The organism is Novosphingobium sp. PhB57 (assembly GCF_004342985.1).
Lineage (GTDB): Bacteria > Pseudomonadota > Alphaproteobacteria > Sphingomonadales > Sphingomonadaceae > Novosphingobium.
The window spans coordinates 364,240-379,141 of record NZ_SMBO01000004.1 but is presented as its reverse complement, the minus strand read 5'-3'; the positions used below and the strand labels follow the sequence as shown (position 1 = coordinate 379,141).

At 68.5% G+C, this 14,902-nt stretch carries 10 protein-coding genes; 4 read left to right on the top strand and 6 right to left on the bottom strand.

Annotated features, from left to right (window positions below):
• Positions 1–148 precede the first annotated feature (148 nt).
• From EDF58_RS14865 to EDF58_RS14850, 4 genes are all read left to right on the top strand, one after another.
• The gene (locus EDF58_RS14865; protein ID WP_132266963.1) at positions 149–997 is read left to right on the top strand and encodes a fumarylacetoacetate hydrolase family protein; all 849 of its coding nucleotides are present in this window, start codon (positions 149–151) and stop codon (positions 995–997) included.
• A 61-nt stretch (positions 998–1,058) separates the two neighbouring features.
• On the top strand, positions 1,059–1,787 hold the full coding sequence (locus tag EDF58_RS14860; RefSeq protein ID WP_132266962.1) for an SDR family oxidoreductase: 729 nt from the start codon (positions 1,059–1,061) through the stop codon (positions 1,785–1,787).
• Between the two features lie 52 nt (positions 1,788–1,839).
• A complete protein-coding gene (locus EDF58_RS14855) occupies positions 1,840–3,849 on the top strand; it encodes a right-handed parallel beta-helix repeat-containing protein (protein WP_132266960.1) in 2,010 nt (669 codons plus the stop codon).
• Positions 3,846–7,067, top strand: coding sequence for an alpha-L-rhamnosidase (locus EDF58_RS14850; RefSeq protein ID WP_132266958.1), 3,222 nt, complete (start codon positions 3,846–3,848; stop codon positions 7,065–7,067). Before EDF58_RS14855 ends, EDF58_RS14850 begins: the two co-directional genes overlap by 4 nt.
• Before the next feature lie 19 nt (positions 7,068–7,086).
• Here EDF58_RS14850 and EDF58_RS14845 read toward each other — a convergent pair whose 3' ends face one another.
• The 6 genes from EDF58_RS14845 to EDF58_RS14820 form a co-directional block, all read right to left on the bottom strand.
• Positions 7,087–9,150 carry a glycoside hydrolase family 2 TIM barrel-domain containing protein gene (locus tag EDF58_RS14845; RefSeq protein ID WP_132266957.1) on the bottom strand — a complete coding sequence of 688 codons (2,064 nt, stop codon included), beginning with the start codon at positions 9,148–9,150 and terminating at the stop codon, positions 7,087–7,089.
• Between the two features lie 10 nt (positions 9,151–9,160).
• Positions 9,161–10,786: a glycosyl hydrolase family 28-related protein gene (locus tag EDF58_RS14840; protein ID WP_132266955.1), complete on the bottom strand. Its 1,626-nt coding sequence runs from the start codon at positions 10,784–10,786 to the stop codon at positions 9,161–9,163.
• A gap of 72 nt (positions 10,787–10,858) precedes the next feature.
• Positions 10,859–11,989 carry an FMN-dependent L-lactate dehydrogenase LldD gene (gene lldD / locus EDF58_RS14835; protein ID WP_132266953.1) on the bottom strand — a complete coding sequence of 377 codons (1,131 nt, stop codon included), beginning with the start codon at positions 11,987–11,989 and terminating at the stop codon, positions 10,859–10,861.
• A complete protein-coding gene (locus EDF58_RS14830; RefSeq protein WP_132266952.1) occupies positions 11,986–12,795 on the bottom strand; it encodes a kinase in 810 nt (269 codons plus the stop codon). The genes lldD and EDF58_RS14830 overlap by 4 nt, the downstream gene beginning before the upstream one ends.
• Complete coding sequence (locus tag EDF58_RS14825) at positions 12,779–13,738, bottom strand: D-glycerate dehydrogenase (protein ID WP_132266950.1); 960 nt, start codon at positions 13,736–13,738, stop codon at positions 12,779–12,781. The genes EDF58_RS14830 and EDF58_RS14825 overlap by 17 nt, the downstream gene beginning before the upstream one ends.
• A complete protein-coding gene (locus EDF58_RS14820) occupies positions 13,735–14,901 on the bottom strand; it encodes a fumarylacetoacetate hydrolase family protein (RefSeq protein ID WP_132266948.1) in 1,167 nt (388 codons plus the stop codon). Before EDF58_RS14820 ends, EDF58_RS14825 begins: the two co-directional genes overlap by 4 nt.
• Position 14,902: the final 1 nt, after the last annotated feature.

Genomic DNA, 14,902 nt, shown 5'->3' with positions numbered 1-14,902 from the left:
GGCTCTGCAGCGGGTCGTCCGAAACGCGGCGGTCATGTCCTCTCCCTTGCCTTCCGGCCTTGCGCCCTGAATAAACATACGACATCATACAACATGCGATGCGGCTGTCCATGCCGCCCTGACAAATCAAGACGAAAGGATGCCAAGAATGAAACTCTGCCGCGTCGGCGAAGCCGGAAACGAGCGCCCAGCGATGATCGATGCCGAGGGCGGCATCCGCGACCTTTCCGGCCATGTGGGAGACATCGATTCCGGGGCGATTTCGTCGGACGCCTTGTCGCGCCTTGCCCAGATCGACCTGGCTTCGCTGCCGCTGATCGAAGGCCCGGTGCGCTATGGCCCTTGCGTGGGCGGGACGCGCCAGTTCGTCGCCATCGGCCTCAACTATGCCGACCACGCCGCCGAATCCAACCTGCCGACCCCCGAGGAACCGGTGGTCTTCAACAAGTGGGTGAGCTGCATCCAGGGGCCGAACGATCCGGTGACGATCCCGCGCGCCTCGCGAAAGACCGATTGGGAAGTCGAACTCGGTGTGATCATCGGCACCGAGGCCTACAATGTGGACGAAGCTTCGGCGCTCGATCATGTCGCGGGTTACTGCGTCGTCAACGACGTGTCGGAGCGTGAGTGGCAGCAGGAGCGCGGCGCCACCTGGGACAAGGGCAAGGGCTTCCCCGGCTTCGGGCCGATCGGACCCTGGCTGGTCACGGCTGATGAAGTGGGCGATCCGCAGGCGCTGGGCATGTGGCTGGAGGTCAATGGCAAGCGCGTGCAGGACGGCAGTTCCTCGACGATGATCTTCACCGTCGCCCAGATCGTGTCCTACCTCAGCCAGTTCATGACGCTGCTTCCCGGCGACGTCATCACCACCGGCACCCCGCCGGGCGTCGGCCTCGGCCAGAAGCCGGAACCCTGGTACCTCAAGGCGGGTGACGTGGTGACCCTGGGTATCGAGAAGCTGGGCACGCAGCGGCAGGAGTTCGTCGCGATAGACTGATTGACAGCATGCGCCCCATGCGCTTAATTCATCATACGTATTATGTGGTGATGGAGAGGGTATGGGGCGTCTTGCTGGTAAGACTGCACTGGTGACGGCGGCCGGACAGGGTATCGGCCGCGCCAGTGCCGAAGCGTTCCTGCGCGAAGGCGCGCGGGTGATCGCGACGGACATCCGCGCCGATGTGCTGGCGGACTTCGAGGGCGCGGAAACGCTGGTGCTCGACGTGACCGATGCCGATGCCGTGAAGGCTGCTGCGGCGGCGCACCCCGACATCGACGTGCTGTTCAACTGTGCGGGCTTCGTCCATCCCGGCACCATTCTCGACTGCGACGAGGAGGCCTGGGCCTTTTCCAACGCGCTCAATGTCACGGCGCAATACCGCATGATCCGGGCCGTGCTGCCGCAGATGATCGCGCTCGGGCGGGGCTCTATCATCAACATGTCGTCGGTGGCATCCAGCGTGAAGGCCGTGCCCAACCGCTTCGCCTATTCGACTACCAAGGCGGCGGTGATCGGGCTGACCAAATCGGTCGCGGTGGACTTCGTCACTCAGGGCATCCGCTGCAATGCGATCTGCCCCGGCACGGTGGAAACGCCCTCGTTGCTCCAGCGCCTGCGCGATACCGGCGATTTCGAGAAAGCCTATGCGGAATTCACGGCAAGGCAGGCGATGGGCCGCTTTGGCCGACCGGGGGAGCTGGCAGCGCTCGCGGTCTATCTGGCCTCAGACGAGTCCGCTTTCACCACCGGCGGGATCCATGTGATCGACGGCGGCTGGACCAGCTGATTCCGCACAAGAACAAGAATCCGGACAAGAACAAGAAAAGGGAGACGGAACTATGATCGAGGCCCGCCGCATCGCGCGCCTTCTGGCCATGCTGGCGGCGGGCGCCAGCGCCCTGCCGGCCATCGCCCAGGAGCGCGCCGTCGAAGTGCACGTCTCTCCGCAAGGCGACGACCGCAATCCCGGCACGGCGGCGCGGCCGGTCCGCTCGCTTCCCCGCGCACAGGCCCTGGTGCGGCGCAGCAATGCCAAGGCGGATGTAACGGTGCTGCTGGGAGAGGGGACCTACCGCCTGGAGGCGCCGCTCTCGTTCCGGCGCGGCGATGGCGGGCTGGGCGGTCATGCGGTGACATGGAAAGCGGCGCCGGGCGCGCATCCCACGATTTCCGGCGGCATGGCGGTGACGGGGTTCAAGCCTTACGATGCCGAGCGCCGCATCTGGGTCGCGGACGTGCCCAAGGGCCTCGATACCCGGCAGGTCTGGGTCGACGGCACGCTGGCGGAGCGGCCCTGGGTGGAGATCCGCGCCGCCGACGTGACGTTCGATGCGCAGGGCTTCACCGTGGTGAACCCCAAGCTGGACTGGCTCTCCACGCTGGCCCGGCCCGACCGGGTGGAGCTGGAGGCGACCGGCTTCTTCACCGATCGCTTCTCTCCGGTGAAGGCCATCGCGGGCGGCCGGGTGACGATGCAGCAGCCCGCCTGGGACAACAACACCTGGGGCTACGACACGATCTCCAAGCCGATCTTCCCCGACGACAGCCGCCTGTTCCTGACCAATGCGCTGGAATTCGTCGGCAAGGCGAACGAGTGGCACTCGCGCCCCTATCAGTGGGTGATCGACCCGCAGGCGGGCAAGCTCTATCTGCGCATGGGGCTGGACGAGGACATCGCCGGACGCGAGGTGATCGTGCCCCGGCTGGAGGCGCTGGTCTCCATCGCGGGCACGCCCGAGGCGCCGGTGGAGCGGCTGCACTTCGAAGGCCTGCGTTTTTCGCATACGAGCTGGCTCGGCCCCTCGCGCCCCACCGGCTATGCCAACCAGCAGAGCGGCGCGTTCCTCTACGAGACCTCTCCGATCCGCCCCGCCGATGCCTGGCAAAGCTGCGGCTGGGGCTGTACCGAGTTCGAATCGATGCGCCAGAAATGGCACCAGATGCCTGCCGCCGTGCAGGTCTCCGCGGCGCGCGACGTCACTTTTGCAGGCAATACCTTCTCGCAGCTCGGCCAGGTGGCGCTTGGCATCGGCAATGACGCCAATGCCAACCTTTCGGGCGTGGGGCTGGCGGCGCAGGGTGTGCGCGTGACGCGCAATCGCTTCGCCGTGCTCTCGGGCAGCGCGATCATGGCGGGCGGCGTCCGGGTCGAGGCGCACCACCCGGCCGATCCCCGCCTCGTCAACCGCGACCTCGCGATCGAGGACAATACGGTCGTTACCGTCAGCCAGGACTACCGCGACAACGCGGCGATCCTCACCACTTACGTAACCGGCGCGCGCATCGCTCATAACGACATCAGCGATGCCCCCTATGACGGGATCGCCGTCGGCTGGGGCTGGGGCTACAACGATGCGGGCGGCAACCCGAATTACGACGAGAACGCGAAGGGCTACGTCCACAACACCAGGTTCACCACGCCCACGACGCTGCGCGATACCGTGGTGGAGGGCAACCGCATCCACGGCGTGAAGACCTGGTTCATGGACGGCGGCGCCATCTACAACCTTTCGGCCAACCCGGACTCGGTGGTCCGGGGCAATCACATCTTCGACATTGGCAACCGCATCGCGATCTATCTCGACGAGGGCTCGAAGCACTTCAGGATCGCCGGCAACGTCGTCGAGACGGGCGGCAAGTGGCTCAATATCAACACCGCGGGCGCCATGTACAAGCGGCGCATCTCCACTGACAACCTGGCCACCGGTAACTGGCACACGGTCAACACCACCGGCGGGCGCTGGCTGGAGGAGATCGGCAACGTCGCGCGGGACAATCCGCTGGTGCCCGACCGGAACTGGCCCGCCGAGGCGCAGGCCGTGATCGACGCGGCCGGGGTGCGCAAGTGAGCGGGGCCGGCCTTGACCGCCGTGCGCTGCTCAAGAGCGCCGGCGCGCTGGGTGCAGCCGCAGGGATGCCGCTGGGTTCGGCCCTGGCGCAGGACGCGGCGGCGCTGCGCGTGGTCGATCTTCGCGCCGAGGGACTGGTCGCGCCGATCGGGCTCGACCAGCAGGACGTGCGGCTCTCGTGGCGGCTGGAAAGCGACCGGCGCGGCGTGACCCAGACCCGCTGCGAGGTTCAGGCCGCGTCAAGCGCCGCGCTGCTGGAGGCGGGCACGCCGGACTTGTGGCACGCGGGCGAAGTGCTCACCCGGCGCAGCATGGACATGGGCTGGCTCGGTGCGCCGCTGAAGTCCCGGCAGAAGGTCTACTGGCGCGTCCTCGTGCGCGACGATGCGGGCCTGCGCGCGACCAGTCCGGTCGCCACGTTCGAAATGGGCCTGCTCGACAAGGCGGACTGGCAGGCGCAGTGGATCGAGGCGCAGACCGAACTGGAACGCGCCGACCGCGCGGCCGGTCTCGTGTGGATGCGCGGTGACCGCACGGCGGACGAGTCTCCGCGCTTCTTCCGCCTCGCCTTCGATCTGGCAGAACCCGGGGACGTGACGCTGTTCACGGCGGCCAACTTCAAGTCGACGCTCTGGCTGGATGGGACGCAAGTGGAAGTCCCCGTGGGTTTCAAGCGTTTCGGTATCGATCCGGTGGCGGTGACGACGCGCCGGCTGGCGGCGGGGCGTCATGTGCTGGGCTTCCGGGTGGAAAATCCGCGCGGCTTCAATGGGCCGAAAATCCACGAGATCGCCGCTACCGCGATGATCCGTACCGCTGGCCGGCGCCTGACCAGCGAAACGATGCGTACGGCCGTCCATGCGCCCGAGGGGTGGTCCGGCGCGTCTTTCGACGATGCGCGCTGGGCCGCGGCGACCCGCTCCGCCGACCAGCCCCAGGCCTGGCCGAGGAGCGGTGCCTACATGCTCAGGCGCGAGTTCCGGCTGGCCAAGCCGGTCCGGCAGGCAAGGCTGCGCATGACGGCGCTCGGCGCCTATGTGGCGGAAATCAACGGCGCGCGTATCAGCGATGTCTGCCTTGCGCCGGAAAGCAGCGATTTCCGTTCCACCGCGCTCTACCGCACTTACGACGTGACGGCACTCCTGCGTCCGGGCGCCAACGCCATCGGCGCGATGCTGGGAGAGGGATGGTATGGCAGCTACCACGCCCCGGCCGGGCGCTATGCTTTCGGCGATCCGCCGCTGCGGCTGTTCGCGCAGCTCGAGGTCGAGCACACCGACGGCACCCGCTCGCTTGTCGCGACCGACAAGGATTGGCAGCTGCGCCCCGAAAGTCCGGTGACGCAGGCGGAAATCTACTACGGCGAGGATTACGACGCCCGGCTGGAGCAGCCCGGCTGGTCGCAGCCGGGGTTCCGGGCCGCCGGCTGGGTACCCGCGCGGATCGGCGAGGCCCCGCCTTGTGCGCTGGTCGCTCACGTCGGCCCGCCGATCCGCCCGATCGAGCGCATGGCGGCGAAATCCATCACCAGCTTCGAAGGAGACCGGCACGTCATCGACTTCGGCCAGAACTTCGCGGGCTGGGTGGAACTGAAGGCCCGCGGCGCGGCCGGACAGCAGGTCTCGCTGCGCTTTGCCGAAATCCTCGGCGCGGACGGTCATGTCGATCAGGCGAACTTGCGGTCGGCGCGCTGCGCCTGCCTCTATACCCTGCGCGGCGATCCGGCGGGCGAAACGTACCAGCCGCACTTCACCTATTTCGGTTTTCGCTATGTCGAGGTCAGCGGACTGGGCCGCGCACCCACCGCAGACGAGATCGCGGGGATCGTCGTATCCAGCGCCTTGCCCGAAACCGGGCGGCCACTGATCGAGAACCGGATCATCCAGGGCCTGTGGCAGAACAGCCGCTGGAGCCAGCGCTCCAACTTCTTCGGCGTGCCTACCGACTGCCCGCAGCGCGACGAGCGGCTGGGCTGGACGGGGGACGCCAACGTGTTCTGGGACGCGGCGGCCTTCACCATGGACGTCGGCCCGTTCACCCGCCGCTTCATGGGCGACATGCGCGACGCCCAGGGGCCGCGCGGGGAATTCCCGGACTATGCGCCTTCCGGCTGGCGCGACCAGTTGCTCGGCGCCTCGCCGGGCTGGGCGGATGCCGGGGTGATCCTGCCCTGGACGGTCTGGCAGCGCTACGGGGACACCGCGATCGTCGAGCGCAACTGGCCGGCGATGACGCGCTACATGCGCTTCATCGCCGACAGCAACCCGGACCATGTCTGGCGCCACTTGCGCGGCTACGACTATGGCGATTGGGTGGCGCTGGACGCCAAGGAGCCGGGGGACGAGACCACGCCCAAGGACCTCATCGCGACGGCCATGTGGAAACGCTCGGCCGATGCCATGGCGCAGATGGCGCGCGGGGCGAAGCGCCAGCCCGAGGCGGAACGCTACGAGCAACTGGCGAAGGACATCACCGCCGCCTTCGCCGCGGCCTTCGTGCGGCCGGACGGCAGTGTCGGCAACGGGTCGCAATGCGGCTACATCCTCGCGCTGCGTTTCGGACTGGTGCCCGAGGGCCTGCGCGCGGCGGCGACGGCGAAGCTCGCAGCGGATATCCGGCGGCGCGGCACTTTGCTCTCGACCGGGTTCCTGGGCACGCCGTTCAGCCTCGATGCGCTGGCGGACCAAGGCGAGCATGCGCTGGTCTACGACCTGCTGCTGCGCACCGCCTTTCCCTCGTGGGGCTACATGATCGCCAAGGGCGCGACCACGATCTGGGAGCGCTGGAACGCCGACATGGCGGATGCTTCGATGAATTCGTACAACCACTATGCGCTGGGCGCGGTGACGGGTTTCGTGTTCCGCCGCGTGGCCGGGATCGACCCGCTCGACGCGGGCTTCCTCAAGTGGCGCTTCGACCCGGTGCTGGACCCGCGCCTGCCGCGCGGCGGGGCAAGCTACGAAAGCGTGCTCGGGCGTATCGTCACGGAGTGGAGCAACGCGGCCGGGCAGTTCGATGCGCGGCTGGTGGTGCCGGCGAACTCGCGCGCGGAAGTCTGCCTGCCGGCCGGCTCGGCCGATGCCGTTCGCGAGAGCGGGCGCGCGCTCCCGGACGCACCGGGGGTGGAGATCGTCGGCATGCGCGGCGATCGTCTGGTGATCGAGGTCGGTTCGGGCGAGTACCGTTTCACGGCCCAGGGTCCCTCGTCCCCGACCTGATCCGGGGCGAGGGGGACGCTCAGGGCCGGGTCGTCCAGTTCCAGGTTACCGTATCGATCAACGTCCCGGCGCGCGCTTCCACGCGGTTGCTGCCCGGCGCGAGGTCCACCGTCCATGCGGCGATATGGTCGTCCACCGGCACTTTCGTCCAGGCGCCGCCGTTGAGGCGCATCTCCACTTCGGGGCGGTTGGTGAAAGCCTGCGCCACGACGCGCTGCGTGCGCTTGTTCACGTCGCGGCGGCTGGCGAGGTGCAGCATCGGCGTGTCCGACCAGTTCGCCTGATACCAGTACCAGGCATCCTTGCGCGTCTTGCGGTCCTCGGTGACGAGGCCCTTGTCGTTGATCGCGGGACGATCCCCCTCGTTGCGCTTGAACGAGGGGTAGTCGATGCCCACCCACACGAAGCTGGACCAGAGGAACGGTCGTTTCTTCATCTCGCGCCAGTGCTTGATGTGGAAGTCGGTCTGGTACTGCTCTGGGTGCCAGTAGCCGTTCGATTCCGGGCGCTTCATCACCGGGTCTTCCTGGTGCAGCACGCTGGCGCCCGCGCCGTATTCGCTGACGCCGAAGGGCCGGCCCGGCATCTTGGCGTGAAGCGCGTCGGCCCAGGGCCCGATGTCCTCCGAATTCGTCCAGTACCAGCCGAAGTAGCGGTTGTAGGACACCGTATCGCTGTGCTGCGCGATGGGATCGCTGTCATCTAGGCAGCAATGTGCGTAAGTCGTCGGACGCGTGGGATCGAGGGCTTTTGCCGTGGCCTGGAGTTCGGACAGGATGCGGTTCGAGGCTGCATCCGACTTGCGGATCTCGTTGCCGATGCCCCAGAGCGCCACGGAGGGGTGGTTGCCGGTCTGCGCGATCAGCTCGCGCATCTGTTCGACCAGGTTCTCGCGGAAGGCGTCGGAAGGATCGTGATCGTCGATCAGCGGCACTTCGGTGAGCACCAGCAGCCCCAGTTCGTCCGCGCGTTCGTAGACCCGGCTCGGATGCTGCATGTGCGCCAGGCGCAGGCCGGTTGCGCCCATCTCCGCGAACAGGCCCAGGTCCTCGTCGATCTCGGCATCGGTCACGACCGGGCCGCGGCCGAAGCGGGTGGGCAGTTGCAGGTTGACGCCGTGAAGCGGGTAGGGCGCGCCGTTCAGCAGGAAGGTGCCGTCCTTGCGCACCGCCACGGTACGCACGCCGAGCGGTACGCTGGCGCTGTCGATCACGCGGCCGGATTCGGCGATTTCGGTGACCACGCGGTAGAGATAGGGGGCCTTCACGCCCTGCCAGAGCCGCGCATTGTGCAAGGCCAGCGACTGCTCGATGCTGGTTTTCTCGCCTGCCCCAAGCAGGACGGTGCGCGAGGCGCGGGCGACGACTTGGCCTGCGGCGTCGAGCACGCGGGTGTCGAGGCTGAAGCGTGCAGCCGAGGTCCGCGCGTTGCTCAGCGCGGCGGTGAGCGCCACCGCCGCCTCGCGGCCCTTCAGCGAGGTGGTGCGGACCTGCACGCCGGGTCCGGCATGGTCGAGCCGGTCGAAAGCCAGCGCGTCTTCCTCGATCAGGCCGACCGCGCGGGCCAGGCCGCCGAAAACGTTGAAGTCGCCGTTGAGCGGGGCGATCTGCGTGTCGCGCGCATTGTCGACGCGCACGGCCAGGACATTGTCACCGCTGCGCAGAGCCTCGGTGGCGTCGAAGCGGAAGGCGCCGTAGCCGCCCTTGTGCTGGCCCAGCCGGCGGCCGTTCAGCCAGACCTCGGCCTTCAGCGAAACTCCGCCGAAGTTCAGCAGATAGCGCTTGACCGCTTGGGGGCTGGCCGCAAAGCCGAGGCGGTACCAGGCGGGGCCGCGATAGTAGACGCCCTCCGGCTCGCCGCGCGCCTTGGCGCCGCCGATGCCGGAGTCCTGCGCATTGTAGGTGTGCGGCACCGAGACGCTCTGCCAGGCGCGGTCGTCGAAGGCGGGGGCCTCGGCACCGGCGGCATCGGACTTCACGAAATGCCAGCCCTCGGCCAGCGGCCGCTCGCTGGCGGCCAGTACGGGAACCGGCGCTCCGGCGAGAAGCAGGCCGAGCAGGGGGCGCAGGGATCTCTGGATCATGGTCGGTCTCTCAGGCGAGTTTCACGACGGCGCCGATGGCGATGTCGCTGCTGGCGGTGGCGCGGATCGCTTCGCCGCGCGCGTGGGGGGATCGCAGGCCATCGACCATTGCGCCGGCCACGTCGTCGAACAGCACGGCAGGGCGCGCGTCGGGCGCGGCGACATCGAACGTCACGTCGTGCAGCACCACGTTGCGGGCATGGCGCACGTAGAGGCCGTGGGCCGGGAACGTGCCCATGAAGCTGGGTTCGAGACTGGAGGCAGGCCGTTCCGGGATGGCGCGGGCGGCGTCTTCGGTCGTGCCGCCGCCTGCCGCGCGAACGTGGACGTCGGAAAAGGTCACGTCCTCCACCGGCGCACCGGGATTGCCGACGATGCCGCAGGCATAGGGACCGGGCGCGCCCGAGACGTTGATGCCCGAAAACCGCACGCGGCGCACTTTCGAGGGTCCGGTCCCCACGGGCGCGCGGTTGCGCGCGGCGAGGCGGACGAAGATCGGATGGTTCACGGGATTCTTCAGGTTGATGTCGCGGAAGGTCACGTCCTCCAGAACGCCGCCGTCGATCGCCCCCAACTGCAATCCGCGCGTGTTCTCGCACGTGCAGTCCGCGATCAGGATGTTGCGGAAGCCGGTGGCGGAATCGGTGCCGAGCTTGATCCGTCCGAGCACGCCCACGTCATCCACCGAGCGATAGAGCGAGGGGCGATACGTGCCGTCCACCAAGGAGCCGAGATCGTAGCCGCTGGTCTTGCAGCCGATCACCGATATATCCTCGCAGAACACCGGCGCGTTCAAGGCATAGCTGCTCTTGAGGACGATGGCGTCGTCCTTCGGGGCGTTGACCGTGCAGCCGGTCACCCGCACGTCGCGGCAGCAGTCGATGTCGATGCCGTCGCGGTCGGTATCGACGGTAAGATTGTCGATGGTGACGCCCTGCGATCCCAGCACGTAGCAGGCGAAGTGACCGCCTTGCAGGATCGTGAAGTCGCGCAGCAGCACGTTGCGGCAGCGCTTGAGCGCCACGGCCTTGTTGCCGCGCCCTTCGTAGGCCATCTCGCGCGGGATGGCGCGGCGGGCGGCATCGGGGGACAGGCCCTGCTCGCGGGGGGACTTCCAGCCCGCGATACCGTGCCATCGCGGCGCCGGTCCCTCGCGGTCCAGCCCGAGGCCGTGGATCATGCCGCGCCCGATGATCGCAACGTCGCTCAGGTCGATGCCGTAGATCAGCGCATTGCGGAAGTGGGCGACGCCGTAGTCTACGTATTGCTCCTCGAAGACGCCTTCGGGGAGGTCGTACCCGCCCTTGTGACGGCGCGGGTCGGCCGCCTCGATGACGCTGCCGGGCATCAGCAGCAAGGTAACGTGGCTGCGCAGGCGTATCGAGAAGCACAAGTAATGGCCGGGAGGCACCACGACGGTGCCCCCGCCCGCATCGCTCGCGGCGGCAATGGCGCGGTTGAACGCGTCGGAATCGATGGCCGCCCCGTCGCCTCTGGCGCCGTGGTCGCGAACGTCGTGGAATCCGGAAAGAGCGCCTGCCGCGCGCACCGGCACGGCGCTCATCGCAAAGGCCGCGCCAAAGCCGAGCGTCACGGCGCGGCGGCTGAATTCCGCCCGTTCGATAACGCGGTCCATTCCTGCTCCCTCAAACTTATGTTGTATGACGTATTACATAAGCAAGGGGCGCTGCCAACTCTTTCCGGCCGGTTACACCAGCATGTCGCGGGTAATGTCCTTCACCGATGTCACCCCGCTCAGGGCCATCGTCACTTTCATGCCCTGGGCGATGAGGTCGAGCAGCCGGGTCACGCCGGCCTCGCCTTCCGCCGCCAGCGCGTAGATATAGGCCCGCCCCAGCAACACACCGCGCGCACCGAGCGCCAGCATGCGCACCACGTCGAGGCCGGTGCGGACGCCGCCGTCGACCAGCACGGTCAGTTCGTCACCCACGGCATCGGCGATGGCGGGCAGGGCCTCCGCGGTCGAGATCGCGCCGTCGAGCTGGCGGCCGCCGTGGTTGGAGACGATCACCCCGTCGGCGCCGAGCCGCACTGCGTCGCGCGCATCGGCCGGATCGAGCACGCCCTTGACGATCATCTCGCCTTGCCAGAAGTCGCGGATCCATTCGAGGTCGGACCAGGTGATCGATGGATCGAAGTTGGCGCCCAGCCAGCCGATGTAGTCGGCAAGGTCGGTCGGCTTCTGCCGGTAGTGGGAAATATTGCCGAGATCGTGCGGCCGGCCCAGCAGGCCCACGTCCCAGGCCCAGCGCGGGTGCGTGACCGCTTGCAGCATCCGGCGCATCGGCGCGGCGGGGCCGCTCATGCCGGAATGGGCATCGCGGTAGCGGGCACCCGGCAGCGGCATGTCCACGGTGAACACCAGCTTGGTCACGCCCATCGCCTGCGCCCGTTCCAGCGCGTGCCGCATGAAACCGCGGTCCTTGAGCACGTAGAGCTGGAACCAGATCGGCTCGCCGCTGGCCGCGATCACGTCGGCCAGAGGGCAGACGCTGACGGTGGAGAGGATATAGGGCACGTTCGCCGCCCGCGCGGCGCGGGCCACCTGCAATTCGCCGCGCCGCCGCATCATGCCGCCAAGCCCGATCGGGGCCAGCATGACCGGCATGTCCATCGTCTCGCCCAGAATCCGGGTCTCGAGGCTGAGCGCGGAGACATCGCGCAGCACGCGCTGGCGCGGGCGCACGGTTTTCAGCGCTGTGCGGTTGGCGTCCATCGTCTCCTCGGAGAAGGCCCCGCCATCGACATAGTCGAACAGGAACGGCGGCAGGCGGCGGCGCGCCGCTTCGCGAAAGTCGAGCGGAGAGGAAACGATCATGAAGGGTCCCTGAGACTGCGGTCGGGATTGAGGTGGAGCACGAGGTCGGCCCGGTCCGGCATCTCGGCGAGGATGTGGCGGGTAAGGCGCTCGTAATGCTGCACGAAACGGTCCAGCGCGGGGTCATCCATGACCTGCGAGCCTTGCGCTTCGCCGCGGGCGATGCGGTCTCGCAGGACGGCCTCCTGCTGTCCGCGCCAGCCGCGCACAACCTCGAAGCCGGGCGCGGCGAGCAGGACGAGACGGTCGATGCGCGCGAAAAGCGCGGCGTAAGTGCTTTCCAGCAAGCAGTTCACATGGCGGCGCCAGACGGCGTCCGGATCCTCGTCGCGTTCGAGGGCGTTGATCGGCGCCGCCAGCGCGGATTCGTCCTGAGCGTGGGCAGCCAGGCACCAACCTTCGAAAACGAGCAGGTCTAGCCCGGCGGGAACGGGATCGCCGGTGGGCACGGGTTCGTCCCGGCCCTTGTCGAAACGGGGCAGGGTGACCGGCGCGCCGGCGCGGATGGCGTCGAGCAGGGCGGTACCGCGCGCGGCATCGTGGGTGCCGGGTACGCCGCGCGTGGCGAACAGCGGATGGACTTCGCGCGCCAGATCCGCGCGCGCGGCGCGGCCGAGGTAGAGGTCGTCGAGGGAAAGGACCGCGACGCGGCGGCCCAGCGCCTCCATCCGCGATTTGAGGTCTTCGGCCAGCGTGGATTTGCCCGAGCCCTGCGATCCGCACAGGCCCAGCACCAGCGGGCCGCTGCGCGGCGCCTCCAGCCAGCCCCGGACGGCCGCGGCGACCCGCTCAGACGACTGGGTCAAGCAGTGGTTCCCCCGCGAAGAAGCGGTCGAGGTTGTCAGCGACTTTCATGCCCATGGCGGTACGCGCCTCGATCGTCGCGCTGCCGAGATGCGGCAGCAGGACGACATTGGGAAGGTCGACGAGCGCGGGGTGGACCTTGGGTTCGGCTTCATAGACGTCGAGGCCCGCGGCGGCGATCTGCCGGGCAGCGAGGGCCTCGGCCAGCGCCGCTTCGTCGATCAGGGTGCCGCGCCCCGTGTTCACCAGCACGCCGTGGGCAGGCATTCGCGCCAGCAGGGCGGCATCGACCATGTGCCGCGTCTCGGCGCCGCCGGGCGCGTGGAGGGACAGCATGTCGGCGCGCTCGGCCAGTTCGCCGAGGTCCGCGAAGTAGGCGTCCTGCGCCATGTCCGGCGCAGGGCGGCGGCTGTGGTAGGCGATGCGCATGCCGAAGGCTTGGGCCCGCTTCGCCGTCGCTCGTGCGATCCGGCCGAATCCGACGAGCCCCAGCAGCTTGCCCGACAGCGACTGGCCGACAAGGTGCGTCGGCCGCCAGCCGGTCCATGCCCCGGCGCGAAGCTCGCGCTCGCCTTCTCCGGCGCGGCGGCTGGCCATGAGCAGCAGGGTCATGGCGATGTCCGCGGTGGCCTCGGTCAGGACGTCCGGGGTATTGGTGACGGCAATGCCGAGGGCGCGCGCGGCGGCAAGATCGATGTGCTCGAAGCCGGCGCCGTAATTGCCGATGATGCGTGCGCGGCGATCGTCTACTTCCATGACCGCGCGGGTGATGCGGTCAGTGACGGTGGGGCAAAGCGCGTCATGCTCGCGCATCGCCGCGGCCAGTTCGGCCTCGCCCAGCGGCATGTCGGTATCGTTCAGGGTGACGTCGTAAGCGGCGGCAAGCCGGGTTTCGACCTCGTCCGGCCAGCGGCGGGTGAGCAGGATTTTCGGCTTCGCGCTCATAGCAGCCCGCGCCCCGCCAGGTTGCGCATCAGGGCGCCGGGGCCGAAGTCCCAGGGCGCGCAGCGGTCCGTGGCGGTCACCCGGTTCACCAGCGCGCCCAGCGGGCCGGCGGCGATCCGCACCACGTCGCCCGCCTTGTGCGTGAAGCCATGCTCCGGCTCGTCACGGTCCTGCGTCGGCGCGAACAGCGTGCCCAGGAACAGGACCAAGCCGTCCGGGTAGCGGTGATGCGCGTTGCGTGCCTGCGCCGCGAGGTCTGCCGGCGCCCGGCTGATCTCGCGCATTTCCGAACGTCCCTGCATCACGAAGCCATCCTCGCCGGTCACTGTCAGCGTGAGGCTTAGGGTCTCTACCGAGGCAAGGTCAAACGCTCCGTCGAACAGGCGCACGAACGGCCCTATCGCGGCAGCGCCATTGTTGTCCTTGGCTTTTCCGAGCAGCAGGGCGGAGCGGCCTTCCACGTCGCGCAAGTTGACGTCGTTGCCCAGCGTCACGCCGACGATCCGGCCATCCGAGGCGATGACGAGCACCACTTCGGGTTCCGGATTGTTCCAGGTCGAGGCGGGGTGGACGCCGATTTCGTGGCCGGTGCCCACGCTGGCCATGGGCTGGGCCTTGGTGAAGATCTCGGCGTCGGGACCGATACCGACTTCGAGGTACTGGCTCCAGGCGCCGGCCTCGATCAGGGTCTGCTTGAGCGCCATGGCCTCGGGCGAGCCGGGCCGCAGGGCGCGCAGATCGTCACCGGCGAGGCCCCGGACTTGTGCGCGGATCTCGGCGGCGGCCTCGGGATTGCCGCGCGCGCGTTCCTCGATCACACGTTCGAGCATGGACGTGACGAAAGTGACGCCGGCCGCCTTCACGGCCTGGAGGTCTATCGGCGAAAGCAACCAGGCGCGCGCGGCATCGCGCCTTGCCGGATCGCTGTTGGCAAGGATCGCCGCCAGCGGGCCGAGGTCCTCGCCCTGAGCCTGGCGCAGAGCGGTTGCCGGATCGGCTGCTTCGCACAAGTCGCGCGCGGTCGGGAAAGCGGCGCTGATGTCGGTCACGCGTTCGCCGTCGATACGCACCAGCGAGGGGCCTTCCGCCTCGGGCCGCCAGACGCGGCCGAACAGCAGGGCGTGGGGGTCGGCCGGGAGGATGGCCGCGGGCGAGAGGTCCATG

Coding starts and splice junctions, on each gene's coding strand:
- EDF58_RS14865 (WP_132266963.1), top strand. CDS start 149: ATGAAACTCTGCCGCGTCGGCGAAGCCGGAAACGAGCGCCCAGCGATG.
- EDF58_RS14860 (WP_132266962.1), top strand. CDS start 1,059: ATGGGGCGTCTTGCTGGTAAGACTGCACTGGTGACGGCGGCCGGACAG.
- EDF58_RS14855 (WP_132266960.1), top strand. CDS start 1,840: ATGATCGAGGCCCGCCGCATCGCGCGCCTTCTGGCCATGCTGGCGGCG.
- EDF58_RS14845 (WP_132266957.1), bottom strand. CDS start 9,150: ATGATCCAGAGATCCCTGCGCCCCCTGCTCGGCCTGCTTCTCGCCGGA.
- EDF58_RS14840 (WP_132266955.1), bottom strand. CDS start 10,786: ATGGACCGCGTTATCGAACGGGCGGAATTCAGCCGCCGCGCCGTGACG.
- lldD (WP_132266953.1), bottom strand. CDS start 11,989: ATGATCGTTTCCTCTCCGCTCGACTTTCGCGAAGCGGCGCGCCGCCGC.
- EDF58_RS14825 (WP_132266950.1), bottom strand. CDS start 13,738: ATGAGCGCGAAGCCGAAAATCCTGCTCACCCGCCGCTGGCCGGACGAG.
- EDF58_RS14820 (WP_132266948.1), bottom strand. CDS start 14,901: ATGGACCTCTCGCCCGCGGCCATCCTCCCGGCCGACCCCCACGCCCTG.